The sequence below is a fragment of the Pseudomonas sp. NFACC45 genome, from assembly GCF_900113505.1.
Classification (GTDB): domain Bacteria; phylum Pseudomonadota; class Gammaproteobacteria; order Pseudomonadales; family Pseudomonadaceae; genus Aquipseudomonas; species Aquipseudomonas tehranensis.
In genome coordinates this window covers 86572-111810 of the sequence record NZ_FOPO01000012.1, presented here as the reverse complement: position 1 = coordinate 111810, position 25239 = coordinate 86572, and the positions used below count along the sequence as shown (strand labels likewise).

The window sequence follows — 25239 nt, the reverse complement described above, 5'->3', positions numbered from 1 at the left end:
TCGCTCCCACAAGGGATCTTCAGGCCAGTTCGGCGACTACGGCCGCCAGTGCCTTGGCCGGATCAGCCGCCTGGCTGATCGGTCGGCCGATCACCAGGTAGTCGGAACCGGCATCCAGTGCCTGACGCGGGGTGAGGATGCGGCGTTGATCGTCCTGGGCACTGCCCGCCGGACGAATCCCCGGGGTCACCAGTTGCAGCGACGGGTGCGCCGCTTTCAGGGCGCTGGCCTCCAGGGCCGAGCAGACCAGACCGTCCAGGCCAGCCTTCTGCGCCAGTGCCGCCAGGCGCAGCACCTGTTCCTGAGGCTCGATATCCAGGCCGATACCTGCCAGGTCCTCGCGCTCCATGCTGGTCAGCACGGTCACGCCGATCAGCAGCGGTTTCGGGCCGCTGCGCTGATCCAGCACTTCGCGGCAGGCCGCCATCATGCGCAGGCCGCCGGAGCAATGGACGTTGACCATCCACACGCCCATTTCAGCAGCCGCCTTGACGGCCATGGCAGTGGTATTGGGAATATCGTGGAATTTCAAATCCAGGAATACTTCAAAACCCTTGTCACGCAGGGTCCCGACAATTTCCGAAGCGCAACTGGTGAACAGCTCCTTGCCGACTTTGACCCGGCACAGCTTGGGGTCCAACTGATCGGCCAGCTTCAGGGCGGCGTCACGGGTAGGGAAATCCAAGGCAACGATGATGGGCGTCTGGCAGGCGGACATGAGCGGGCTCTCAGGCAAGTCGAAATCGGCGCGCAGTGTAGCGCAAGAGGCGCCCGTGCGGGACCCGGTGATCGGTAAATCATCAGCGAGCCCGAGCAGCACGGACGATGCCGGCCTATGTGTCGAAGTCGATACACTCATGACACGCATGCAACACGCCTGCACGCTACCCTGCGCCGCACCCGTCCTTTCAGCGCTTTGCGCCTCGCGGCCCGAAGCCTATGCTGGAGCCACTACCTCGCCGCCTTCTTTGTGGTTGGCAGCTTACCTGGCAGATGATGCACCCATGCAGAACACCCCTGTTGCAAATTCTGACGATCAAAAAGCGTCCGACGATGACAAGCGCTGGAGTACCCGGGCGTTGATCGTCGATGACGATGTGCCGATCCGCGAGCTGCTGATCGACTACCTGGCCCGTTTCAACATACGCGCCAGCGGCGTGACCGATGGCGCGGCCATGCGCCGGGCGATGCAGGCCGAGCGCTTCGACGTGGTTGTGCTCGACCTGATGCTGCCGGGTGAAGACGGCTTGCAATTGTGTCGCTGGCTGCGCGCCGAATCGGACATCCCGATCCTGATGCTCACCGCCCGGTGCGAACCCACCGACCGTATCATCGGTCTGGAACTGGGCGCCGACGACTATATGGCCAAGCCCTTCGAACCCAGGGAACTGGTGGCGCGGATCCAGACGATTCTGCGTCGGGTACGCGACGACCGCACCGAACAACGGGCCAATATTCGCTTCGATAACTGGCGACTCAACAGCGTACTGCGCCAACTGATCTCCGCCGACGGGCTGGTGGTGCCGCTGTCCAATGCCGAGTTCCGGCTGCTTTGGGTGTTCATCGAACGACCGCGCCGGGTACTGAGCCGCGAACAGTTGCTGGATGCCGCGCGTGGGCGCTCCATCGAGGCGTTCGACCGCAGCATCGATCTGCTGGTCTCGCGCCTGCGCCAGAAACTGGGTGACGACCCCAAGGCACCGCAACTGATCAAGACCGTGCGCGGTGAAGGCTACCTGTTCGACGCCCGGGACATCGGCTGATGCGCTTGCGCCTCGACACCTTGTTCGGCCGCCTGTTTGGCGTGCTGTTATTGGCGATCGTCCTGGCGCACCTGTTGGCCTTTGCCTGGTTTTCTCAATACGACAAACCGCCTTTGGGGCCACCCCCCGAATTTTCCCGGCAAGGCCAGCAAACTCCGCCCATGGGGACCCCGCCCAACCGCCCTCCGCGCCCTTGGTTCGGTGGGCCGGTGGTACCGCTGACGTTTCAGTTTGTGTGCCTGATCGTCGCCGCCTGGTACGGCGCCAAACTGCTGACCCGGCCCATCCAGCGCCTGAGCGATGCGGCCGAACGCCTGAGTGAAAACCTCGACAGCCCACCGTTGGAGGAAACCGGCCCCCGGGAGGCCCGCCAGGCTGCTCATACGTTCAATCTCATGCAACAGCGAATTCGCGAGCAGGTGCAGCAGCGTTCGCGCATGCTCGGCGCGGTGTCTCATGATCTGCGCACTCCGCTTTCACGGCTCAAGCTGCGCCTGGAACAGATCGATGACATCAAGCTGCAGGGCCAGATGCGCCAGGACCTGAACGATATGATTGGCATGCTCGACGCCACCCTCACCTACTTGCACGAGCAACGCACCAGCGAAGCGCTGCAATGGATGGACGTGCAAGCGTTGGTGGAGTCGCTGAGCGAAAACGCCCAGGACCAGGGTGCCGACGTGCAAACCAGCGGTGGCTGCGCGCCGTTGCGGGTGCAGCCGATGGCGTTGCGCTCGTGTATCAACAACCTCATGGACAATGCCTTGCGCTACGCCGGCCATGCATTGATTGCGCTGCAAGACCAAAGCGACCAGGTAATAATTCGGGTGATCGATCACGGCCCCGGGATTGCGGCGGATAAGCGCGAAGCGGTGTTCGAGCCCTTCTATCGCCTGGAAGGCTCACGCAACCGCAACTCCGGCGGTGTCGGCCTGGGCATGACCATCGCCCGGGAAGCCGCCGAACGCTTGGGCGGGCAGTTGAGCCTGGAAGAAACGCCGGGGGGTGGATTGACGGCAGTGATCCGCTTGCCGCGCGCCTGAAACAACCTCAATCCCATGTGGGAGCCGCGCCGGGGGCTGAGTTTGTACACCCGCCGGTACAAACTCCACACACCCACGACAACTGCCCCGCCGACGCTGCATAAGCCGGTGCACCCACCGGCATTCCAGCCCAAGGAGAGCGCCCATGATCGGTAGCGTCAGCAGTTACTCGCCCTATACCAGTACCAGCAGCACCACGACCAGCAGTGCCCGTAGCCAGCAGTTTCAAAAGGAGTTGCTCAGCAAGCTCGACAGCAACGCCGACGGCTCGGTCGATCAGGATGAATTGAGCACTGCCCTGTCGCAAAAGAGTGACGACGGCATCCTGGTCAGCCTGAGCGATAATTTCAGCGACCTGGACAGCGACAGCAGCGGGGACCTGAGCAGTGATGAGTTGGCTGCGATGGCACCACCGCCTCCGCCACCGCCACAACAGGCCTCCGGTGAGGCATTGCTCAGCCTGCTCGACGCCGATGCTCAGAACAGCCTCGACACCCGCGAACAGACCAGCGCGTTGCAGGCCAACCGCAACAGCGACAGCTCCACCGAGCAGCCCCATGTCAGTGAAGCGTTGAACAGGATGATCGCCAACCTCAGCCGACAATACTCACTGGATGATGTCGCCCCCGTGGGGAAATACCTGAACGTGGCCACTTGATTGACCCGCAAGCCTGGCCTTTCGGAGCCGGGCTTGCCTGCCTGGATCAAAGCCCGTTTGTGCTGGACTCAGGCGTGGGATTATCGCGCCTGACTCTTGCTCCAGTCCGTCAGCAAGCTGTAGGCCACCGCCAGCAGGGTCGGGCCGATGAACAGCCCGATGAAACCGAAGGCAATCAAGCCACCGAACACCCCCAGCAACACGATCACCAACGGCAGGTTTCCGCCACGGCTGATCAGGTAGGGTTTGAGCACGTTGTCCACACCGCTGATGATGAAGGTGCCCCAGATCCCCAGGAACACCGCCATTCCGTATTCGCCCTTCCAGGCCAGCCACGCCGTGGCCGGGATCCAGACCAGAGGCGGCCCCATGGGAATCAGGCTGAGCAGGAAGGTGACGATGCCCAGTACCAACGCCCCCGGTACGCCGGCGATCAGGAAACCGATCAGCGCCAGCACCGCCTGGGCCGCTGCGGTGCCGATCACGCCGTTGACCACACGCTGCACCGTACCGGCCACCAGTTCGATGTAGTAACCGGCACGGTCGCCAATCAGGCGTTCCAGCAACTTGTGCACGAACACCGCCAAGCGCGGGCCGTCACGGTAGAAAAAGAATACGAACACAATGCTCAGGGTCAGTTCGAGAATGCCACCGCCGATTTGGGCACTGCGAGCCAGCAGCCAGTTGCCGACCTGCCCCAGGTAAGGCCTGACGGACACCATCATGGCCGCACCCTGCTGATCGATGCTGTTCCAGATGCCCACCAACCGCCCGCCCACCAGCGGTACACCCGCCAACCATACCGGGGCATCGGGCAGCCCATCGACCTGCACATTCTTGATAAATGCCGTGGCATCGCGCACATGGTCGGCCAGGTTGAAGCCCAGCCACACCAGCGGCACCGCCACCAGCACCATCCAGCCCACGGTCAGCAATGCCGCCGCCAGCGATTCGCGACCATTGACCCAGCGGGTCAGCAGGCGCATCAGTGGCCAACTGGCAAACGCCAGCACCGCGCCCCAGAACAGCGCCGACCAGAACGGCGCCATTACCCAGAAGCTTGCACCGAACAACACCAGGAGCAGGATCTGCACCAACAGCCGATCGTTATTGAGCATGTCAGGTCTCGAAATAAAAACAGGGCCGGGATGACGGCGTGAAGCGCGTCACCCGAAACAGCTTAACGCAGCAGCTCAAGATGCAGGCCCGCCGCATCGCCCCTGGCGGCCTCCATTCGCGCCGCCCGGACACCCTGGTCAATCAATGCTTGCCGCCAGGCCTCGGCCTGGGGTCCGGCGACAGTGACGCGAAGGCCCGTGTCCAGGTTCAGCGCCCGGGACAGCAGGCGCAACCAGGTGTCGTCCGGTTCGCCGACCAGACGCGGCAAGTCCAGCACGCCGGTATCCTTGAGCTGGCGCAACAGCGTGGCCGATGTGGGCAGCAGGTTCCCCAGCGAGGCGTTTGCCTCGAACTGTTCGACGTGCAGGTAGGCCTTGCGATTGCCGCGAGTGATGCCATACAGCGCAATCAGCGTGTTGTCCGCCGGCGGCGCCAGGCGCAGCAGCAGGTAAGCCTGACCGTTATCGGCGCCGTAGAGCTTGGCATTGCCGAACACTTCGTTAGCCCACAGGCTGCTTTCGCCGCAATCGCGGGCCTGGCACCAGAACAACAGTTGCGCGTCCTGCTTCTGCAAGGCTTCGCGGGCGGCGGTAAAGGCCTGGGTGGCGGAGTGTTCCGGCGGCAGTTCATAGGTCACCGACGTGGTGTTGCCACGGGCATCGACCTGCTCATCGAAGCGCAACTGGCCGCTGATCCTGCGGATCGAACCCAGGGGATAAATCCGCTCCAGGTCAGTGGTTTGCCGGTAATCGACAATTTGCGCGTCGGGCATGCGGGGCACCCGCTCCAGGTCCCGACTGCCGGAAACATCGGCGGCAAATGACGCCGGGCTGAAGCAGGCCAGCGTAAGCAAGGCGAGTGAATGAATGGATATTTTCATCGGATCGGCATGGCCTGGGTCTCTGGGGTGAGGCCGGTGCCATCTATGCGCTGCGAGGCCGCTAAACAGAGATCTGTCATGGTTGTCTCCCTTTTTCAACCCGCCCAGCCTCGACAGTTGCCAGGCGCAAGTCAAGAAACGGTGAAGAACCGATTGAAACAGTCTGCTACAAGCGCCGCGCCAGCCTCGTCGTTCAGGTGCAAATGATGACCGCCGGGCAACCGTTCATGACTGAAGGGTAGACGCTCCAGCAACTCGGGGTGGCGGGCAAGCATGCCGTCGGCAGCCACCACCAGGTGCGCGGGGCAAGCGATCCGCGCCACGAAGGCCATGGCCTGCTCATCGGTCAGGCGTAGCGGCGATGGCAAGGTCAGGCGATTGTCGGTGCGCCAGGTGTAGCCTCCCGGCACCGGCATCAGGCCGCGCTGGGCCAGTAACTCGGCGGCTTCGCGGCTGACCGCCACCAGCCCTTTCATGCGGGCCTCAATGGCCCGGTCGAGGGTTTTGTAGACCGGCTTTCGTTTCTGTTGCAAATCCAGCTGCGCCTGCAGAGCCATGCCCATGCGTTCGGCGGCGTTTTCGCCTTTGTCCGTGGGCGGGATCACCCCATCGATCAACCCCAGGTGCGTGACCCGTTCGGGCAAGGCGCCGGCGAGCACCAGCGAGACGATCGCACCCATGGAATGCCCCAGCAGGGCGAAACGCGCCAGGCCCAGTTGTTCGGCGACTTGCAGCACATCATGGGCATAATCCCACAGGGCATAGCCGGCACCGGGCGGACGATGCCCGGAGTGACCGTGACCGGCCATGTCCAAGGCAATGACCCGCAGGCCCTCAAGCCGGGGGGCCAGTCGGGCGAAGCTGTTGGCGTTGTCCAGCCAGCCGTGCAAGGCGATCACTGGCCGGCCATCCTCCGGCCCGAACAGGTGGGCCGCCAGTTCAATGTGCGGCAGGCTCAGACGGACTTCTTCAACCCCACTCATAAGCTGCGCCCTTCCCAGCGCTCAAAGAGGTCCTTGAGCAGCCTGGCCGTGTCCTGCGGACGCTCTAGGGGAAACATGTGGCCGCCGGGCATGCTCAGGGATTCGCCATGGGGCATACGGCCCACCGAGCGGGTGTGATGGCGCATCACCACACGACTCTGCCGGCCGCGCACCACCGCCAGCGGCACTTTGAGCATACGGGCCCGGCCGGGACTGGTGTGCGGCACGCCGCGGTAAATACTGATTTCCGTGGCCGGATCGAAGCGCAGCCGCAGGCGGTCGCCGACTGGCTGCAAACCATGTTGCAGGTAAGCCTCGAAGCAATCCGGGTCAAACCCGCGGAACAGCGTCTTGGCGGAAAAATACTGCCGGGCCGACTCCAGGTCAGCGAACTCTTCACGCCGCCCCAACGTCCGTCCCGCCGGAGTCAGACGATCGATGAACCCCAGGCGCTTGGCGGCCAGGATCACCCACTGATCGGCGCGGGTCAGCACTGGTGAGTCGAGCATGACCACGCCACGATACAACTGGGGGTAGCGCAATGCGGCATGCAGATGCAGAACGCCACCCAGGGAATGGCCGACGCCCCACACCGGTTCAGGTTGTTGTTCCAGGTGATGGATGAGTTCGTCCACGAGGTTGTGCCAGTTATCGTCCGCCGGAAACCGCGGGTCATGACCGTGCAATTCGAGATGCGCGACCTCGTACTGCGGCGCCAGCGCGGCGAACAGCTTGCCGTAAGTGGCCGAGGGAAAACCATTGGCGTGGGCGAAAAACACCTGTTGCGACATGACGGTGGATCCATGGGGAAACTGGGACCGATTGTCCGCACATCCCGGCGGCGCGGCAATGACCGTAACTGACAGCAATGGTGACAGGCACGGCTGGGTTATGAACCCGGCCCCATGCAAGAAAACGCTGCCCCCTGTAGGAGCTGTCGAGTGCAGCGAGGCTGCGATCTTTTCCCAGGCAACTGAGGCGAGAGTGAACGCTCATGGATCAGGATCAAAAGATCGCAGCCTGCGGCAGCTCCTACAGGGAAGGCGCCGCATGGTCCAACCAGGCTTCAGCGCGCCGGCGGCTGTTCGCCCAGCGGCACCACGGCCATGGTCAGGCGCGACACACAGTTGACCTTGCCTTCGTCGTTGGTCAGGCGGATGTCCCAGACCTGGGTGGTGCGGCCCAGGTGGACCATCCGGGCCGTGGCTGTGACCCGACCGCTGCGCACACCGCGCAGGTGGTTGGCATTGATTTCCAGGCCCACGCAATAGAACTTGCTGGTGTCCACGCACAGATAGGCCGCCATGGACCCGACCGTTTCAGCCAGCACCACCGACGCACCCCCATGCAACAGGCCGAATGGCTGGTGGGTGCGGTGATCGACCACCATGCTGGCGGTCAGGGACTCGTCGTCGAAAGATTCGAAACGAATGTCCAGCACTTCGCTGATGGTGTTTTTACCGGCAGCGTTCAACTGCTCGATGTTGGGGGTGGTGCGCCACAGACTCATCGTTGCCTTTCCTTTGAGATTTTCAGGGTGCTCAATCTTAGGGGCGCTTGATGCCCTTGAGCGTCATAGACCCAGCCAAGGGCAGCTCGCCCTCCAGCTCCGCCAGCCCGGCCGTTTGTACCTGTTCTGGTTGTTGCAAGTGCCCATGCTGCAGAAAGCCCAAGAGACTGCCCACCAGCGGGTTATGGCTGACCAGCAGCACATCATCCTGATCCTTGAGGTGTTCCAGGACGGTTTGCGGCCGGGTTTCTGGCGTAAGCCAGTCAACCGTGATCAGCGCCGGCTCGAAACCCAACGCTTCACGCACCAGGTGCGCGGTCTGCTGTGCTCGCACATAGGGGCTGGCGTAGATGGCCCGTAAAGGCTCACCCATCAACCGGCCGGCACTGCGTAGCACCTCTTCACGGCCATGGAGGGTCAGGGTTCTCTCGGGATCAGGCCGGGCGCCATGGGGCTCGGCCTCACCATGACGCAATACCCAGAGTTTCATAGTTTCGGCTCCTCGTCCCGAACCGGATGCGGGGCCGGAGCCACGGCGTGAGGCGTTTCACCTTCCGGCGTGCGCGGGGTTGGCCAGTCCGCGAACGGCCAGGGTTTCTGGTCGCTATGAAAAGTGCCGAAACGGCCGATCTGCGCCAGGAACTGGCTCAGGCTGTCACCAAAGTTCATCAGGCTGGCACTGGGCGCGCCATAGATCAGCCGGTAGATCAGTTGCACCAGCACCACGGCGCCCAGGATGAATTGCGCCACCTGCCACACCAGCAGGTAAATCACCATCCACAACACACGCAACAGGATGGATTCGTATCGGGCCTGCTCTTTTGGATCGTTCATGGTTTGCTCCCGCTTCTGATCAATAGAGGCTCAGTTGAAGCCACTGGTGGAAATGAAATCGACGTCGGTCTTGGGTTCGCCGCGCATCAACAGTTCGATCACCTGTTCCAGCGTGCGCCCTTCGAACAGAATCGCATGCAGCCCCGCGACCAGTGGCATGTAGACCCCGGACTCCTGAGACTTGGCCTTGAGCACCTTGAGCGTATTGACCCCTTCGGCCACTTCACCCAGGCGCGACACAGCCTCGTCCAGGCTCAACCCCTGACCGAGGGCGAAGCCGACCTGATAGTTGCGGCTCTTGGGTGAGGAACAGGTGACGATCAAATCACCGACCCCGGCCAACCCCAGGAAAGTCATGGGATTGGCGCCCTGGCTGACGGCAAAACGGGTCATTTCCGCCAGCGCCCGGGTGATCAGCATGCTCTTGGTGTTCTCCCCCATGCCCAGCGCCACCGCCATGCCGGCGATGATTGCATAGACGTTCTTCAGCGCCCCGCCCAGTTCCACTCCGAAACGGTCGGCACTGGCGTAGACCCGAAAGGTGCGGCCATGCAGCGCGGCCTGGACCCGCTGGCACAGTTCTTCGTCTTCACTGGCGACCACGGTGGCGGTCAGCGCATGCTCGGCGATCTCGCGCGCCAGATTTGGCCCGGAAATCACGCCGATTCGAGCCTTTGGGGCGATTTCTTCGAGAATCTCGCTCATCAGCTTGAAGGTCTGGGCTTCGATCCCCTTGGTCAGGCTCACCAGCAGTTTGCCGCTCAAGCGTTCGGCTTGGGGCGCCAGCACCGCCCGCAGGGCACTGGACGGCAAGGCGACGAAAAACAGGTCGCAGTCCTGCAAGGTGGCCTGCAAGTCAGTCACCGGTTCGACTTCAGGGCGGATCTTGATGCCCTTGAGGTAACGCGGGTTCTCGCGATTGACCCGGATGGCCTCGGCCTGCTCCGGGTCACGCATCCATTGGCGCACCGGGTGGCCGTTCTCGGCCAGCAGATTGGCCACGGCGGTACCGAAACTCCCGCCCCCCAGGACCGCAATCGGGCGCTGTTCAGTCATATGCAATCCGTTCATCCATACCAAGTGGCAATGCCGGGCATTATACGGAGCGGCCACACCGCGACCAGCCCCGACTACAATTACCGGCAGTTGTAGGAAGCTGACCATCAATTCCTAGGAAAATGCTGTCAACGTGAATGGAAAAGTCACTCACCTCGGTTAACATGCCCGCCATCCTTTCCCTAATCAAAGGCTGTGTCGTGTCCGTTGGCCCCTCCCGTTCAGGCTCGTCGCTACTATTGGCGCTGTTCATCAGCCCGCCAGTGCTGGCCCACGACCTGTTTGTCGACAGCCAGCCCCTGCCCCAAGTGTTGACCGCTACGCGCCTGAAGCAATCGCCGGCGGCGGTCCCCGGCAGCATGACCGTGTTGGACAGCGAATTGATCAAGGCCAGTGGCGCCCGGGACATCAGCGAACTGCTGCGCCTGGTGCCGGGCATGATGGTCGGCAATATCAGCGGTAACCAGGCCGCCGTGAACTACCACGGCACCAACGCCACCGAAGCCCGGCGCATGCAGGTGCTGATCGATGGCCGTTCGGTGTATCGCGCCGGCCTGGCCACGGTGGACTGGAGCGATATTCCAGTGGCCATGGAGGACATCGAGCGGATCGAAGTTTTCCGCGGCCCCAACACCGTCAGCTACGGCGCCAATGCACTGATGGCGGTGGTCAATATCATCACCCGCGCGCCGGCCGACAGCCATGGCACCCGCCTGAAAATCACCCGGGGCCAGCGTGGCATCAGCGACTGGTACGCCAGCCAGGGCAGCGGTTGGGAGGGCGGTGACCTGCGGCTGTCACTGTCCGGCCAGGAAGACGACGGCTTTGACAGCAACCGCAACGGCGCCGATTACCGCGACAGTCGACGCTTGAACCGTTTCAACCTGTCCGTCAGCCAGACCCTGAACGAACAACAGAGCATCGACTGGCAACTGAACGCCAAGGACGGGACCAATCAGCGACCTTATACCTACCGTCCAGTGTTCGCCGGGATTACGGCCGCCGGGGATAACTCCGACGTCGTAGCCAAGGACTACGCCGGTTCGCTGCGCTGGAACCTCGACCTGAACCCCAACCACAGCCTTTATGTACAAGGCTCGGTCCAGCACTGGGATCGCCAGCAGACCTGGCGCGCCTGCGATGCCGAGGTCTCCTTCAGCCCGCAGTTGACCGATCTGTGGTTGCTCAACCCTAACTACGCCGAGAAGCTGGCGCGCAATATTCCCAGCTTCACCGGCACCGGTGCGCCGCCCGGTACCCCGCAGGAACAGGCGCTGGCCAATCAGGTGCTCGATCAATGGCGCAACGGCGCCTCGCAAACCTTGTGCGGCGATATCGACCAGAGCGCCCGTGAGTCGCGCTACGACTTGGAAATCCAGGACACCCTGAGCCTGTCCGACAGCCTGCGACTGGTCACCGGGGCAAACTATCGCTACGACCGGGCCGACTCCGAGACGTACTTCAACGGCACGCTGGACGACACCACCTGGCGCTTGTTCGGTCAACTGGAGTGGCGGGCCAGCGAGCATTGGTTGGTACAGGGCGGTGCGATGTTCGAAGACACCCACCTGACCGGCAGCTCGCTGACGCCGCGGGTGGCGGTCAACTACCTAATCACACCACGCCATGGCCTGCGGGCGGTGTACTCCGAGGCAGTGCGCTCGCCGGACATGTTCGAGAACAATGTCAATTGGAGTTATCAGGTCACCAACCTCAAGCCCACCGCCTTCGGTCAGAGCAGTGCCCGTTATTTTGTCCAGACCAGAGGGCCGGGGAACCTGGACCAAGAGCACATGCGCTCCCGGGAACTGGGCTACAACGGTTATTTCATGAACCTGGGGCTGACCGTCGATGTGAAGCTGTTCCATGACGAAATCACCGGCATGATCAGCGAACCCCTGCGCAACAATCAGTACATTGCCAGCAATGCCAATGAGTCACAGTTTTCCGGGGCCGAAACCCAGTTCGACTGGCGTATCACCAGCGCCGACCGCCTGCGCCTGACCTATGCCTACGTCGATGCCCTGGCCAGCAACGCCCTCGACGAACAGCCGACCGCCCGCAATAGCGGTTCGGCCGGCTGGTTGCGGGACTGGGGCCGAGGCTGGAACAGTGCGGTGTTCTATTATGGCGCCGACGATCTTAACGGCTATCGCTTTGAACGAATCGACACCCGCCTGGCCAAGCGCATTCCTATGGGCAAGGCCAACCTGGAACTGGCGGGCATCCTGCAACAGCGCCTCGACAATCAGCCCACCACGTTTGTCGACAACCGCTATGACTCCCGTCACGTGCTGTATTTCACTGCGGAGTTGTCGTTCTAGATGTTGCGGGGTCGATCGCGCAAGACGCCCTTTCGTGGCCGCCTGCCGCTGGCGCTGTGCCTGGTGTTTGCCGGTTGGCTGGCAACGATCCAGGTCCGGGCGGCCGAGATTGTACTGACCGGCGTCCATAACAGCCCAGGGGTGCAGTCTTTCACTCAGGCCCTCAAGGCCCTGCGTCCCGAGGACGAGGTCAGGTTTACTCCGCTGGCCAGCCTGCCCGCGCCCGGCAAACTACCGCGTAATGTTCGCCTGGTCTTGCTTGACCTGCCCAGCCTCGACTGGCGCCTGCAGGAAACCCAGGGGCCGGCCACCCTGGTATTGCGAATCAGCCGCCAACAAGCTCGGGACCGCCTGGGCGCGACAACCCCCGATCACCTGAGCCTGTTGTGGAGCGATCCGCCGCTGGCGCGGCAATTGCGCCTGATTCGCGCGATCCTTCCGCAAATACGCAGGGTCGGCGTGCTGTTCGACGGGCACAGCGAGTTCCTGCTCAAGGAAATCCGCCAGGCAGCGACCCCCTTGGGACTGGAAATCGTGAGTGAACGCTGGGACGACACCAGTGACAGCCGCCCTCTGCAAAAACTGCTGAGCCACAGCGATGTGTTGTTGGGGCTCGACGACCCCGATCTGTACAACCCCAAGACGGTAAAGAATCTGTTGCTCAGCAGCTACGCCCGGCAACGTGCGCTGATCGGGCCCAACGCCGCCTTCGTCAAGGCCGGCAGCCTGGCCAGCACCTACAGCGACCAGGAGGATTGGCTGGCAATTCTCGACGATTTGCTTGACCGCCCCGCCGCCACCTGGCCCCGCACCCTGTATCCGGCCCGCTTCAAAGTCCTGAGCAACCAGCAGGTCGCCCGCTCACTGGGGATCGAGCCGATTGACGCCGAATCCGTCGCTGCACAGCTGGCCGAAGGAGAACCACGCCCATGACCTTGCGTCGCCGCTGGGACATCAATACCCGCACCCAGCTTATCGCCCTCGGCCCGGCCTTGCTGCTGACGGTGCTGTTGATCAGCTTCTTTACCTTCGTGCGAATCCAGGACCTGCGCCAGGAACTCAACCACACCGGGCAGTTGATTGCCAACCAACTGGCCCCAGCCACGGAATATGGGGTGATCTCGGGCAATAACGAGGTGCTGGAAAGCCTGCTCACCGCCACCCTGGCCACACCTCATGTGCGTTTCCTGGAGGTGCAGGACAGCTCGGACCGGGTAGTGGTGTATGTCGAACAGCCCGCGCAAAGCCGCAATCACTCCCAGCAAATCGAGGTTTTCCAGGCGCCGGTTCGCCTGCAGCGCATTGCCTTGAACAATGATTTCCTGCAAGGCAACAGCACGACCATCGAGGCCCCCAGTGAGGATTACCTGGGCCGGGTGATCGTCGGCATGTCCAGTGACGCCTTCAGCCAGCGACAGCAGGAAATTCTTCTCAAGGCCGCGATCCTGGCGCTGTTCGCCCTGCTGTTCACCTTCCTCGTGGCGCGTCGCCTGGCGTCCAACCTGTCCCGGCCGATCCGCGACATCGGCAACGCAGTCATGGCGATCCAGCAAGGCGACTACGGCACACCGCTGCCCATCGTCGACGATGCCGAACTGGGGGCCTTGTCACGGCATATCAACAATCTGGCCGACGGTCTCGAGCAAGCCAGCCGTGAACAGCACCAGGCCATGGCGCAGTTGATCAAAACCCGGGAAGAGGCGGAGAAGGCCAACAGCGCCAAGTCCGAATTCCTGGCGATGATGAGCCATGAACTGCGCACCCCCATGAACGGTGTACTGGGCATGCTGCAACTGCTGGAAACCACCGAAATGACGGAGGAGCAATTCGAGTACACGGCGCTGGCCAGCGAATCCACCGAGCACCTGCTGAAGGTCATCAACGACATCCTCGACTTTTCGCGCATCGAACGCTCGGCCCTGGAGTTGGAACACATCCCGTTCAATCTGGCGGAACTGGTCGCCAGTTGCGCCCAGTCGTTCCAGCACAGCGCCGCGCAACGCAAGCTGGGCCTGGACCTGCTGATCCCTGATGACATGCAGGCTTTGCAGGTGCAAGGCGACCCGACGCGGATCCGGCAGATCCTGGTCAACCTGATCGGCAATGCCCTGAAATTCACCGAACAAGGCCGCGTCACCGTGCAATGCCAGTGGCAGGCACTGGATCACGAACTCCTGTGGTTTACCTGCACGGTGCGCGACAGTGGCATCGGGATTGCGACCGAAAGCCTGGAGCGCATGTTCGATGCCTTCCAGCAAGCCGACAGTTCGATTTCCCGGCGCTACGGTGGCACCGGCCTGGGGCTGCCGATTGCCCGCACCCTGGCTGAGCGCATGGGGGGCACATTGCGCGCCCAGAGCGAAGAAGGCCAGGGTTCGGTGTTTACCCTGGAGATCCCTCTGGCCCTGTCGCAAAAGGCACCGATAGCCCTGGCGCCAAAGCTCCCGGACGGCATCGGCAGCGGTCATGGCGAGGGCCGCAACGTGCTGCTGGTGGAAGACAATCCGGTGAATCAGACCGTGATTGAAGCCATGCTGCGCAGCCTGGGCTTCACCGTCAGCATCGCCGCCGACGGCGCCCAGGCCATCCGCAGTGCCGAAAGTCTGATTTTCGAGGCGATTCTGATGGATTGCCGGTTGCCCATCATCGATGGCTACGAAGCCACGCGACAGATCCGCCAGTTACCCGGCTGCGCCGAGGTGCCCATCATCGCCCTGACGGCCAATGCGCTACAGGGCGATCGCGAAGCCTGTCTCGCGGCGGGCATGAACGATTACCTGGCCAAACCGTTCAAAAGAGCTGATCTGCAGCAAATTCTGCAGCGCTGGGTGCGTTAGTGCAGGCGTTTAGACCATCTGCGACTGGCGTGAAAGGCGAAAGTGCGGCAGTCTTAAGCACCCGAACAAGTCCCGATTGGGGCTTGAATAAAAATTTCAGTGCACAGGTGTACATTCATTTCCCGTGTGCTGTGACTTTCACTACAACGCAATAGTCTATGAGTAGGCTGTCGATTCGAGGCATGAACGCTTCGATCGGCCGGGAAGATTTGCCCCACCCTGCCGCATGGGACTATTGAGGAGCTCGCATGACCAAACAAAACGCCTTTACTCGGGAAGACCTGCTGCGCTGCAGTCGCGGTGAGCTGTTCGGCCCAGGTAACGCGCAACTGCCCGCCCCGAACATGCTGATGGTGGATCGCATCACCCATATCAGCGAAGAGGGTGGCAAGTACGGCAAAGGTGAATTGGTCGCCGAGCTGGACATCACTCCTGACCTGTGGTTTTTCGCCTGCCACTTCGAAGGTGATCCGGTGATGCCGGGCTGCCTGGGCCTGGATGCCATGTGGCAATTGGTCGGTTTCTTCCTCGGCTGGCAAGGCCTGCCGGGTCGCGGTCGCGCCCTGGGTTCGGGCGAAGTGAAGTTCTTCGGTCAGGTTCTGCCGAGCGCGAAGAAGATTACCTATAACATTCATATCAAACGCGTCCTCAAGGGCAAGCTGAACATGGCCATTGCCGATGGTTCAGTGGCTGTGGATGGTCGCGAGATCTACACCGCCGAAGGCCTTCGGGTCGGCGTTTTCACCTCCACTGACAACTTCTAAGGGTTATCCGCATGCGCCGCGTCGTTATCACTGGTCTGGGCATCGTTTCGTGCCTGGGCAATGACAAAGAGACCGTCTCCGCTAACCTGCGTGCAAGTCGCCCTGGCATCCGGTTCAATCCGGAATATGCCGAAATGGGTCTGCGTAGCCAGGTTTCCGGCTCCATTGACCTTCCCCTCGAAGAGCTGATCGATCGCAAGATCTACCGTTTCGTCGGCCACGCGGCGGCTTACGCCTACCTGGCCATGAAGGACGCCATCGCTGACTCCGGCCTGACCGAAGAGCAGGTGTCCAACCCGCGCACCGGCCTGATCGCCGGTTCCGGTGGTGCCTCGACCTTGAACCAGATGGAAGCGCTGGACATCCTGCGCGAAAAAGGCGTCAAGCGCGTCGGCCCGTACCGCGTCACGCGGACCATGAGCAGCACCGTTTCCGCCTGCCTGGCCACGCCATTCAAGATCAAGGGCCTGAACTACTCCATCGCCTCTGCCTGCGCCACCAGTGCACACTGCATCGGTACTGCCATGGAGCAGATCCAGATGGGCAAGCAGGACATCGTATTCGCCGGCGGCGGCGAAGAAGAACACTGGAGCCAGTCGTTCCTGTTCGACGCCATGGGCGCCCTGTCCAGCAAGCGCAACGACACCCCGGAAAAAGCTTCCCGCGCCTACGATGCCGACCGTGACGGCTTCGTCATTGCTGGCGGTGGCGGCATGGTGGTGGTCGAGGAGCTGGAACACGCTCTGGCCCGTGGCGCGAAAATCTACGCGGAAATCGTCGGCTACGGCGCCACTTCCGATGGCTACGACATGGTCGCCCCAAGCGGCGAAGGCGCCATCCGCTGCATGCAGATGGCTATGTCCACCGTTGACACGCCTATCGACTACCTGAACACCCACGGCACTTCGACCCCGGTCGGTGACGTCGCGGAAATGAAAGGCGTGCGCGAAGTGTTCGGTGCCAACGCCCCGGCCATCAGCTCCACCAAGAGCCTGTCGGGTCACTCCCTGGGCGCCGCGGGCGTTCACGAAGCGATCTACTGCATGTTGATGATGGAAGGCAACTTCATCGCCGGTTCGGCCAATATCGACGAACTGGACCCGGAAGTGGCCGACCTGCCGATCCTGACCAAGACTCGCGAAGACGCCAAAATCGACACCGTAATGAGCAACAGCTTTGGCTTCGGCGGCACCAACGCCACGCTGGTGCTGAAGCGCTGGCAGGGCGCGTAGGAGCTGCCGCAGGCTGCGATCTTTTAAGCGAAAGATCGCAGGCTTGGCCAGCGTCTACCCAATCAATAAAAAACGCCCCGACTGGTTCGGGGCGTTTTTTTGCCTGGCAAATATACCTGAGTTCAATGTGGGAGCGGGCTTGCTCGCTTCCACATGAGGCCTTCAGTGGATGGAGTTCAGCGCACGACAAACCGCTGCTGCGCCAGCAATCGATCGCCCTGGAACACCATGAACCGCCACTCCCCCGGCACCACTTCGTGGCTCTCGGTGAATTCGTAGGCCATCACATCCTGAGGTGCACCGGGCACCAGTTTCTGGGTGACTTCGAATTTATCGTGGCGCACGCCATCGGGAGTGCGAATGCCGGGGGTGAAATACAACAGGGTCAATGGCTGGTCGTCAGCCACCTTGTCCGCCAAGCGGTAGCGCAGACCGAACTTGGTGCCCAGCTTGGCCGGTACACTTTCAGTCTGGCGGATCTGCTCGTTGCTGCGGCGCAGAACCCGCTCCCCCGATTGCAGTTCGGCTTGAGGCCCTTCGAAGATACCGTACTCCACCGGGCCTTCGACACGGACTTCTGCCTGGGCCAGGCCGCAGACCGACAACAGCGCGACCAGTGCGCTTGAACGGGTGAGGTGCATAGTGCGCTCCTTGATTGTGATGAGCGCGAGGGTATGACGCGGCGGTGACAGGCTGATGACAAACCCTGCACACCGATACGCGCCCGCTCGATTCTGTAGGAGCTGGCGAAGGCTCGGGCCGCGTTCGGACGATCTTTTGATCTTTCCCTTGAGACTCAATTGGCTGGGGAAAGATCGCAGCCTCGTTGCACTCGACAACTCCTACAGCCACAAAGGCGGACTTAACGGGCGACTGAACGAGGCAATACCGTTAGGAAATTATCCCGCGCCACCTTCCTGGCCACCTCTTCCGGCAACGCATCCAGGAACGGATCGAAGCTGCGCAATTCCTTACCGACCTTGTCGAAACGCCCCACTACATCCGACCCCAACATAAAGCGCTCCGGAAAGCGTTCCACCAGCCTGATCCACGCCTCGCGGGGTTTGCCCGCCTCGTCCAGCAAGTAAGGCGTGAGCACGCTCCAAGACAGGTCTATGTACAGGTTCGGATAGGTCTCCAGCATCCGGGTCAGTGTCGGCAACAGAAAATCCAACCGCGTCTGGTGACGATGAATCTCCATGCTGGTGCCGGCATGGGCCCAAATGAACCGCGTGTGAGGATGGTTGCGCAGCGGCTCTTCAATTTCCGGCAAATACAGCGCGTTTTTCTCACGCTTGGAGGTAATGTTGGAATGCAGCAGCACCGGCAGATCGTTCTCCGCCGCCAGGTGATAGATCCGCGTCATGGCCTCGTTGTTGGCCCGCGGGGTGTCCCCCGACGTCAGTGCCGTCAGATCGTCATGGCGGGTGAACACCTCACCAATGCCTTGCCACAAGCCCGGATACAGATCGAGCATGCGCTGGATATGCATGGCGGAGTTCTTGTCGTTGGGGTTGAAACCGGACAAAAAAGGATGAAAGTGCTGGCGTTGTTCAGCGGTCAACTTACTCACCGCCGCCGCCACAATCACATCGGTGGCGCTGTACCAATAGGCGTCCGCATCGTCACCGGCGTAGTAACGCGGGCGCTTGGGCTCATCCTCATGCCATTTCTTGGCCACCGGTATGCCTGAAATCATCACATGCTCGATGCGATTGTCGGCCATGGCCTTCAATAACTCGGACATGCCGGCGGTTTCCTGAAAGAAATCGACGTAATGCAGGTGCGCATCGCTGTAGGTGTATTCGCGGGCCATGACGCCGCTGCTCGAAACGGCCAGCAGCCAGGCGAAGATCAGACGGGTCAAGGGCACGGGTGGACTCCAGAAGATTATGAACAGGATAGACCCCGACCGTCGCGTCCGGGTTCACGGCGCATGTGCCGTCAGTTGTCACGGCGGGTTATGCTTTGCCCATCCGTTGTTCAACCTGGAAGACATCATGACCATGCCCCTGACCATTCGCCCACGCGCAGAAGATGTGGAAGGCCAGCCGATTCTTCGCCCGCTGCCATCCGCCAAGTGTCGCAGCGTCGGACCGTTCGTTTTTTTCGACCACATGCTGCAAACCTCCTACAAGGCCGGTCAAGGCATGAACATTCGTCAGCATCCCCACATCGGGTTGTCCACCCTCACCTATCTGTTCGAAGGGAAGCTCCAGCACAAAGACAGCCTTGGCTCCGATCAAGTGGTGGACGCAGGGGATGTCAGCTGGATGACCGCGGGCAGCGCCATCGCCCATGTCGAGCGCACGCCCGAATCACTGCTGGGCAGCGATTTCGTCATGCACGGCTTGCAAGTCTGGCTGGCCTCGCCCCAATCCCACGAACAGGGGCCTGGGCACTACAGCCATCATCCGGCGCACACCCTGCCGGTCAGCGATAACCTGGGGGTAAAGATCCGGATGATCGCCGGGTCGGGGTTTTGCCTGGAATCGCCAGTCCCGACACTCTCTCCGACCCTGTACGCCGAGCTGCACCTGCAAACCGCAACGACCCTGCTGATTCCCACCGAGCATGAAGAGCGGGCACTGTATGTGTTGAGTGGCGAGGCGTTATTGGAAGGCGAGCCGGTAGAAGCCCATTCCCTGGTGATATTGCCCACAGGGGAAGAGATGACGCTGTTTGCCGACAGCGACTGCCATGCCGTGCTGTTCGGTGGCGCACCACTGGATGGACCGCGACGGATGAACTGGAACTTTGTCTCCAGCGACCCGGCCCGGATCGACGAAGCCCGCCGGCGCTGGGCAGCCGGAGACTGGCCAACGGTGCCAGGGGAAAGCGAGCGGATCGAGTTGCCCTAGATTCATATCGACCGAGGCGAGGGAGCCTGCTCCCGCTCGGCTCTGTAGGAGCTGGCGAAGCCTGCGATCTTTTGATCTTTTGATCTTTCGCTTAAGACTCAAGTGTCCTTGAAAAGATCGCAGCCTCGTTGCACTCGTCAGCTCCTACATAGCTCCTACATAGCTCCTACATAGCTGCTACATAGCTGCTACACAGGCCCAGCGGGAGCAGGCTCTCTCGCCACGGGGTTCTGCTTGAAGCACTCAACCCCTGAGCACTTCATCCAGCAAATTATGCATCGACCTGAACGCCCGGGCGGCAACCTTGGCGTCGTACATCATCTTGCCCGGAACATTGGCCTGTGGATCGGTGAACGAATGCACCGCGCCACCGTAGCTCAGCAGTTGCCAATCCACCCCGGCGGCATTCATTTCATCTTCGAAGGCCGGCAGTTGCTCCTTGGGCACCAACGGGTCCGAGGCGCCATGCATGACCAGCACCGCCCCCTTGATGTTCTGCGCATCCGCCGGATTGGGTGTGTCCAAGGTGCCATGGAACGAAATAGCAGCCTTCAACGGTGCGCCTGTGCGTGCTAGCTCCAGGGAGCAGCAACCGCCGAAGCAGAAACCGAAGGTGGCCAATCTCGACGCATCGACCTGCGCCTCACCCTGACTTTGCAACTGCTCGAACGCCGCCTGCATGCGCTTGCGCAACAAGGCACGGTCATTCTTGAGCGGCATCATCGCAGCCCCGGCTTCATCGGCATTGGTCGGGCGCACGTCCTGGCCGTAAAGATCGGCGATCAACACAACATAGCCGTTGGCCGCCACCGACTTGGCGATTTCCTCGGCCCCCGCCCCTACGCCCATCCAATTGGGCGCCATCAGCAAACCCGGGCGCGAGCCCTGCTGGCTAACGTCGAAGGCCAGGCGGCCTTCATAGGTTTGACCATCGATCTGATACACCAGCGAACGAACCGTAACCTGACTCATGACGGACTCCTCTTGGAACGGAACACCAGAAATGAAAAAACCCGCCGAAGCGGGTTTTTCCTGCACTTGATTAAGCTGACAGTTCAACCAACAGCTTGTTCAGACGGCGTACGTAGGCCGCCGGGTCCTTCAGGCTGTCACCCGCCGCCAGGGCGGCTTGATCGAACAGGATGTGCGACAGGTCGCCGAAACGCTCTTCGCTCTGCTCATTGTCGAGCTTATCCACCAGCGGGTGGGCCGGGTTGAATTCGAAGATCGGCTTGGAGTCCGGGACTTTCTGGCCGCTGGCTTCAAGGATCTGCCGCATCTGCAGGCCAAGGTCCTGTTCACCGATGGCCAGGATCGCCGGGGAGTCCGTCAGGCGGTGAGAAACCCGCACTTCGCTGACGGCATCGCCCAAGGCCGTCTTGATCCGCTCAACCAGGCCTTCCTTGCTCTTGGCGACTTCTTCGGCAGCTTTCTTGTCTTCTTCCGAATCCAGGTTACCCAGGTCCAGATCACCACGGGCCACGTCGACAAAGCTCTTGCCGTCGAACTCGCTGAGGTAGCTCATCAGCCATTCGTCGATGCGGTCGGTCAGCAGCAGCACTTCGATGCCTTTCTTGCGGAAGACTTCCAGGTGCGGACTGTTCTTGACCTGTGCATACGTTTCACCGGTCAGGTAGTAGATCTTGTCCTGGCCTTCCTTGGCGCGGGCCAGGTAGTCGGCCAGGCCAACGATCTGTTCGCCATCGTCACCCTGAGTGGAAGCAAAGCGCAGCAGGCCAGCGATTTTTTCTTTGTTGGCGAAGTCCTCGGCAGGGCCTTCCTTCATCACCTGGCCGAAGTTCTTCCAGAAGCCCTTGTACTGCTCGGGCTCGTTTTTCGCCAGTTTTTCCAGCATGTCCAGGACACGCTTGGTCAGCGCCGATTTCATGGAGTCGATGATCGGGTCTTTCTGCAGGATTTCCCGCGAAACGTTCAGGGACAGGTCATTGGAATCGACCACGCCCTTGATGAAGCGCAGGTAGAGCGGCAGGAACGATTCGGCCTGGTCCATCACGAACACACGCTGCACGTACAGCTTCAGGCCGCGTGGAGCTTCGCGCTGGTACAAGTCAAATGGCGCACGGGCCGGCACGTACAACAGCGAGTTGTACTCCAGCTTGCCTTCGACCTTGTTGTGGCTCCAGCTCAGCGGGTTCTCGTAATCGTGGGCGATGTGCTTGTAGAACTCCTGGTATTCCTCGTCTTTCACCTCAGTGCGTGGACGGGTCCACAGGGCGCTGGCGCGGTTGACGGTTTCCCACTCCACTTCCGGCTTTTCTTCGCCTTCGGCCGCGGTCACTTCCTTCGGCAGCTCGATCGGCAAAGCGATATGGTCGGAGTACTTCTTGATGATGTTGCGCAGACGCCAGCCATCGGCGAACTCGTCTTCACCGGACTTGAGGTGCAGCACGATGCGAGTACCGCGATCAGCCTTGTCGACGGTGGCGACTTCAAACTCGCCCTCGCCCTTGGACGACCAATGCACGCCTTCGCTGGCAGCGAGGCCGGCACGGCGGCTGAACACTTCAACCTGCTCAGCGACGATGAACGCGGAATAGAAACCGACACCGAACTGGCCGATGAGGTGGGAGTCTTTTTTCTGGTCGCCGGAAAGGTTCTTCATGAAATCGGCGGTGCCGGACTTGGCGATGGTGCCCAGGTGAGTGATCACCTCTTCGCGGCTCATGCCGATGCCGTTATCTTCGAGGGTGACGGTCTTGGCGTCCTTGTCGAAGCTCACGCGGATTTTCAGCTCGGCGCCGCCTTCCAGCAACTCTGGCTTGGACAGGGCTTCGAAACGTAATTTGTCGACAGCGTCAGAGGCGTTCGAAATCAGCTCGCGAAGGAAAATTTCCTTATTCGAATACAGCGAGTGAATCATCAGGTGCAGCAGTTGCTTCACCTCGGTCTGGAAGCCCAGGGTTTCCTTTTGAGTTTCCACGCTCATGGTCATCAAACTCCAAGTGGATGGTGGTGTCCGCCTCGCTGAGATTGGCGGCGGGATGTCCTCAAGGTGGGGGCAACGGTGATGATTTCAAGGGCAATGCGTTTTTGAAGACTCCTGAATCTTGAAATGCGCCCGGGCGGTAGCAATGGGCTGGGCCTCGGCGTCCTGCCAGGCGGTGATCGCCACATTGGCTACCCGGCGCCCCTGGCGCCAGACCTGGCATCGGGCATACGTGTCGCGAAACTGCCCGGCACGCAGGTAATCCAGAGAGAAGTCGATGATTTTCGGCACGCCCGTCGCATGGGTGGCAATCAGCAGATACACCGCGGCCGACAACTCCATGAAACCGGCGATGACGCCGCCGTGGATGGCCGGCAATAAAGGGTTACCAATGTTGTCCTTGTTGGCCGGCAGGCGAAACAGCAGTTCCTCGCCCTGACGCGAGCATTCGACACCGATCAGCCGTGCATAGGGAATCGATGCCAGTAGCAGCGCGTAGTCGCCCCGCTCGCAGGCGTGGCGCAGTTGTTCCTGAGTGATCTCGGTCATGGCGTGTCTACGGCAGCCAAAGGGCCACCCCTTTTGATTCCCCTGGCGTGCTGTCCCAGGCGCATGAAGGTGCCCACCACATGGGCAATGGGTTGTTCAGGGTCGTCCTGATAGGCAAATCCACGGCTGAAGATCACGTCCTGAGTGACCCGGTAGCATTGGGCGAAGCCATAGACATCCTTGTTCGGCTCAGCGGCGTGCATGTAGTCGATGCGCAGGTCCAGGGTCGGACAGACCTCGAACTGCGGCAACACGCACAGCGTCGACATGCCACACGCCGTGTCCATCAGCGAGGTCAACGCGCCACCATGGATGATACCCGTGAGGGGGTTGCCGACGATCTGGGGGCTGTAGGGCAGGATCACGGTCAGCCCCTCGCGACTGGCACTGTGCAACTTCAAGCCCAATATCTGGCAATGTCGCAGCGCGGACAAAAAACGTGTCGCACGCTCAAAAACGGAGTCTTCAGCCATTGAATCAACGCCTTTATCAGTGAACAGTCGCGATAACCGGCACGCCCTGTAAAGTTCCGTTCCCCTGCAAAGTTATATATCTGTAGCAAAAGAGGAACTTAATCCGAGAGGGGGCGTTCAAAAGGCCAGTAGTTATTTCCATAAGGAGAAACACCCCATGCGTAAGACTTTAGCTATTGCCTTGATGTTGGCCGCCTCCCTCGGTCTCGCTGCCTGCGATAAAAAATCCGAGGACAAAGCTCAAGATGCCAACGAACACGCTGAGCAGGCTCAGGAAAAAATGAGCGAAGCACAGGATAAAGTGAACGACGCAGCGGAAGAAAACGCCGAAGCCGCCAAAGATCAGGCCGAATCGAACGAAGCGGCTACTCAGGAAGCACCTGCAACAGCGCCCGCCACCGCACCGGCCACCAACTAATACGGTTTGAGCTTAAAAGAAACCCGCCTGGTGCGGGTTTTCTTTTGTCTGCCATTTGACAGTGACCGTCCTGTCAGGCCGGGTCTTTGCCTGCATCAGGCAATGGCGCCTCGGTGGGGGTGTAAACCATGACCTGCAGCACATCGGAATGAAACTCCCGGCGGTACAGCACCAACACCACTCCAGCACTCATCAACATGAATAACCAAGGGCTGACGAACCACGCCAACATGGTCATGCCGAAGTAATAAGCGCGCAGGCCAAAATTGAACTGGTTGGCCGCCATGGAGATCACCCGCGCCGCCCTGAGCGCGAAGGCCTTGCGCTCCTGCGCCGATACATGTCGCTCGCCGATCATCGGTGCCGATCCCACCAAAACCGCCGCAAAGTTGTATTGGCGCATGCACCAACTGAAGGTGAAGAAGGCATACACAAACACCAGCGCCAGGCACAGCAACTTGGCCTCCGACATGCCCTGGGATGCCTGCTGCACCATCGGCAAGTCCGCCAGCAACGACACCGCACGATCGGAGGCCCCGAGCACCGTCAGGATGCCTGCCAGGATGATCAGCGTGCTGGAGGCGAAGAATGACGCGTTGCGCTCCAGATTGCCGATCACGCTGGCATCGGCGATACGGTTTTCGCGCAGCAACATGCGGCGCATCCAGTCTTCGCGATACAAGTGCATGACGCTGGCCAGACAGGCCGTATCGCGGGCTTTCAACGAGGCATAACGGGTGTAGCCGCCCCAGCAGACGACGAACCAGACAGCGGCCAGAAGATGGATCAGATTGGCTTGGATGAATGACATTCGATTTCCTGTATGACGACAAACTAAGCTCAAGCAATACTCGCAGTGCCCGCTCCCACAGGTCCTGCAAGACAATGCTTCGACGTTAGTCCAAGGAAAAAGACACTGCACCGGTGCCATAAAAAAATGCCCCGTATCAATCGATACGGGGCATTTGTTTTTTACCGGCGGCCTCGC

26 protein-coding genes are annotated in these 25239 nt (G+C 61.1%); 10 read left to right on the top strand and 16 right to left on the bottom strand.

The genetic code is table 11. The features are described 5' to 3' along the window. Positions 1–19: 19 nt before the first annotated feature. On the bottom strand, positions 20–718 hold the full coding sequence (gene pyrF, locus BM132_RS21755; protein ID WP_160893102.1) for an orotidine-5'-phosphate decarboxylase: 699 nt from the start codon (positions 716–718) through the stop codon (positions 20–22). A gap of 286 nt (positions 719–1004) precedes the next feature. Here pyrF and BM132_RS21750 point away from each other — a divergent pair, with 286 nt between their 5' ends. The 3 genes from BM132_RS21750 to xopAW all read left to right on the top strand — a co-directional run bounded on the left by BM132_RS21750 (position 1005) and on the right by xopAW (position 3464). Beyond that, positions 1005–1763, top strand: a complete 759-nt coding sequence (locus BM132_RS21750; protein ID WP_092458675.1) for a response regulator — start codon at positions 1005–1007, stop codon at positions 1761–1763. Beyond that, complete coding sequence (locus BM132_RS21745; RefSeq protein WP_092458673.1) at positions 1763–2806, top strand: sensor histidine kinase; 1044 nt, start codon at positions 1763–1765, stop codon at positions 2804–2806. The genes BM132_RS21750 and BM132_RS21745 overlap by 1 nt, the downstream gene beginning before the upstream one ends. Positions 2807–2951: 145 nt before the next feature. Next, the gene (xopAW, locus tag BM132_RS21740) at positions 2952–3464 is read left to right on the top strand and encodes a XopAW family type III secretion system calcium-binding effector (protein ID WP_092458671.1); all 513 of its coding nucleotides are present in this window, start codon (positions 2952–2954) and stop codon (positions 3462–3464) included. Positions 3465–3544: 80 nt separating this feature from the next. Here xopAW and BM132_RS21735 read toward each other — a convergent pair whose 3' ends face one another. The 8 genes from BM132_RS21735 to BM132_RS21700 all read right to left on the bottom strand — a co-directional run bounded on the left by BM132_RS21735 (position 3545) and on the right by BM132_RS21700 (position 9846). Continuing rightward, complete coding sequence (locus tag BM132_RS21735) at positions 3545–4582, bottom strand: AI-2E family transporter (RefSeq protein ID WP_092400127.1); 1038 nt, start codon at positions 4580–4582, stop codon at positions 3545–3547. A gap of 62 nt (positions 4583–4644) precedes the next feature. Beyond that, a complete protein-coding gene (locus BM132_RS21730) occupies positions 4645–5451 on the bottom strand; it encodes a DUF4892 domain-containing protein (RefSeq protein ID WP_092458879.1) in 807 nt (268 codons plus the stop codon). A gap of 143 nt (positions 5452–5594) precedes the next feature. Next, on the bottom strand, positions 5595–6446 hold the full coding sequence (locus BM132_RS21725; RefSeq protein ID WP_092458669.1) for an alpha/beta hydrolase: 852 nt from the start codon (positions 6444–6446) through the stop codon (positions 5595–5597). Further along, the gene (locus tag BM132_RS21720) at positions 6443–7237 is read right to left on the bottom strand and encodes an alpha/beta fold hydrolase (protein WP_092458667.1); all 795 of its coding nucleotides are present in this window, start codon (positions 7235–7237) and stop codon (positions 6443–6445) included. Before BM132_RS21720 ends, BM132_RS21725 begins: the two co-directional genes overlap by 4 nt. A 275-nt stretch (positions 7238–7512) precedes the next feature. Further along, positions 7513–7956 carry a hotdog fold thioesterase gene (locus BM132_RS21715; RefSeq protein ID WP_092400133.1) on the bottom strand — a complete coding sequence of 148 codons (444 nt, stop codon included), beginning with the start codon at positions 7954–7956 and terminating at the stop codon, positions 7513–7515. A 37-nt stretch (positions 7957–7993) separates the two neighbouring features. Beyond that, positions 7994–8446, bottom strand: a complete 453-nt coding sequence (gene sixA, locus BM132_RS21710; protein WP_092400135.1) for a phosphohistidine phosphatase SixA — start codon at positions 8444–8446, stop codon at positions 7994–7996. Continuing rightward, the gene (locus BM132_RS21705; RefSeq protein WP_092400137.1) at positions 8443–8790 is read right to left on the bottom strand and encodes a DUF4389 domain-containing protein; all 348 of its coding nucleotides are present in this window, start codon (positions 8788–8790) and stop codon (positions 8443–8445) included. Before BM132_RS21705 ends, sixA begins: the two co-directional genes overlap by 4 nt. 30 nt (positions 8791–8820) lie before the next feature. After that, positions 8821–9846, bottom strand: a complete 1026-nt coding sequence (locus BM132_RS21700) for an NAD(P)H-dependent glycerol-3-phosphate dehydrogenase (RefSeq protein WP_092458665.1) — start codon at positions 9844–9846, stop codon at positions 8821–8823. Between the two features lie 200 nt (positions 9847–10046). On the opposite strand from BM132_RS21700, the gene BM132_RS21695 reads away from it, so the two are divergent. The 5 genes from BM132_RS21695 (at position 10047) to fabB (ending at position 17003) form a co-directional block, all read left to right on the top strand. Then, a complete protein-coding gene (locus tag BM132_RS21695; protein WP_092458876.1) occupies positions 10047–12170 on the top strand; it encodes a TonB-dependent receptor plug domain-containing protein in 2124 nt (707 codons plus the stop codon). After that, complete coding sequence (locus tag BM132_RS21690) at positions 12171–13103, top strand: ABC transporter substrate-binding protein (protein ID WP_092458663.1); 933 nt, start codon at positions 12171–12173, stop codon at positions 13101–13103. It abuts the gene before it with no gap. Then, the gene (locus BM132_RS21685) at positions 13100–15007 is read left to right on the top strand and encodes an ATP-binding protein (RefSeq protein WP_092400143.1); all 1908 of its coding nucleotides are present in this window, start codon (positions 13100–13102) and stop codon (positions 15005–15007) included. Before BM132_RS21690 ends, BM132_RS21685 begins: the two co-directional genes overlap by 4 nt. A gap of 248 nt (positions 15008–15255) precedes the next feature. Beyond that, the gene (gene fabA / locus BM132_RS21680) at positions 15256–15771 is read left to right on the top strand and encodes a 3-hydroxyacyl-[acyl-carrier-protein] dehydratase FabA (RefSeq protein WP_047230338.1); all 516 of its coding nucleotides are present in this window, start codon (positions 15256–15258) and stop codon (positions 15769–15771) included. An 11-nt stretch (positions 15772–15782) separates the two neighbouring features. Beyond that, a complete protein-coding gene (fabB, locus tag BM132_RS21675; RefSeq protein ID WP_092400145.1) occupies positions 15783–17003 on the top strand; it encodes a beta-ketoacyl-ACP synthase I in 1221 nt (406 codons plus the stop codon). Positions 17004–17179: 176 nt separating this feature from the next. On the opposite strand, the gene BM132_RS21670 is transcribed toward fabB, so the two are convergent. Next, positions 17180–17644 (bottom strand): DUF3859 domain-containing protein, encoded by a 465-nt coding sequence (locus tag BM132_RS21670; RefSeq protein ID WP_047230336.1) that lies wholly within the window; start codon positions 17642–17644, stop codon positions 17180–17182. A 221-nt stretch (positions 17645–17865) separates the two neighbouring features. After that, positions 17866–18819: an amidohydrolase family protein gene (locus BM132_RS21665; RefSeq protein WP_256244301.1), complete on the bottom strand. Its 954-nt coding sequence runs from the start codon at positions 18817–18819 to the stop codon at positions 17866–17868. A gap of 184 nt (positions 18820–19003) precedes the next feature. Here BM132_RS21665 and BM132_RS21660 point away from each other — a divergent pair, with 184 nt between their 5' ends. Beyond that, positions 19004–19864: a pirin family protein gene (locus tag BM132_RS21660; RefSeq protein WP_092458659.1), complete on the top strand. Its 861-nt coding sequence runs from the start codon at positions 19004–19006 to the stop codon at positions 19862–19864. A gap of 243 nt (positions 19865–20107) precedes the next feature. Here the strand turns inward: BM132_RS21660 and BM132_RS21655 are convergent, their stop codons facing one another. The 4 genes from BM132_RS21655 to BM132_RS21640 all read right to left on the bottom strand — a co-directional run bounded on the left by BM132_RS21655 (position 20108) and on the right by BM132_RS21640 (position 23833). Beyond that, positions 20108–20836, bottom strand: a complete 729-nt coding sequence (locus BM132_RS21655) for a dienelactone hydrolase family protein (RefSeq protein ID WP_092458657.1) — start codon at positions 20834–20836, stop codon at positions 20108–20110. Positions 20837–20906: 70 nt separating this feature from the next. After that, on the bottom strand, positions 20907–22811 hold the full coding sequence (gene htpG / locus BM132_RS21650; protein WP_092400300.1) for a molecular chaperone HtpG: 1905 nt from the start codon (positions 22809–22811) through the stop codon (positions 20907–20909). Positions 22812–22898: 87 nt separating this feature from the next. Further along, complete coding sequence (locus BM132_RS21645) at positions 22899–23360, bottom strand: PaaI family thioesterase (protein ID WP_092400155.1); 462 nt, start codon at positions 23358–23360, stop codon at positions 22899–22901. Next, a complete protein-coding gene (locus BM132_RS21640) occupies positions 23357–23833 on the bottom strand; it encodes a PaaI family thioesterase (protein WP_092400157.1) in 477 nt (158 codons plus the stop codon). The genes BM132_RS21645 and BM132_RS21640 overlap by 4 nt, the downstream gene beginning before the upstream one ends. Positions 23834–23990: 157 nt before the next feature. On the opposite strand from BM132_RS21640, the gene BM132_RS21635 reads away from it, so the two are divergent. Next, positions 23991–24251 (top strand): hypothetical protein, encoded by a 261-nt coding sequence (locus BM132_RS21635; protein ID WP_092400159.1) that lies wholly within the window; start codon positions 23991–23993, stop codon positions 24249–24251. Positions 24252–24324: 73 nt separating this feature from the next. Here the strand turns inward: BM132_RS21635 and BM132_RS21630 are convergent, their stop codons facing one another. After that, positions 24325–25062, bottom strand: coding sequence for a DUF599 domain-containing protein (locus BM132_RS21630; protein ID WP_092458655.1), 738 nt, complete (start codon positions 25060–25062; stop codon positions 24325–24327). Positions 25063–25239 lie beyond the last annotated feature (177 nt).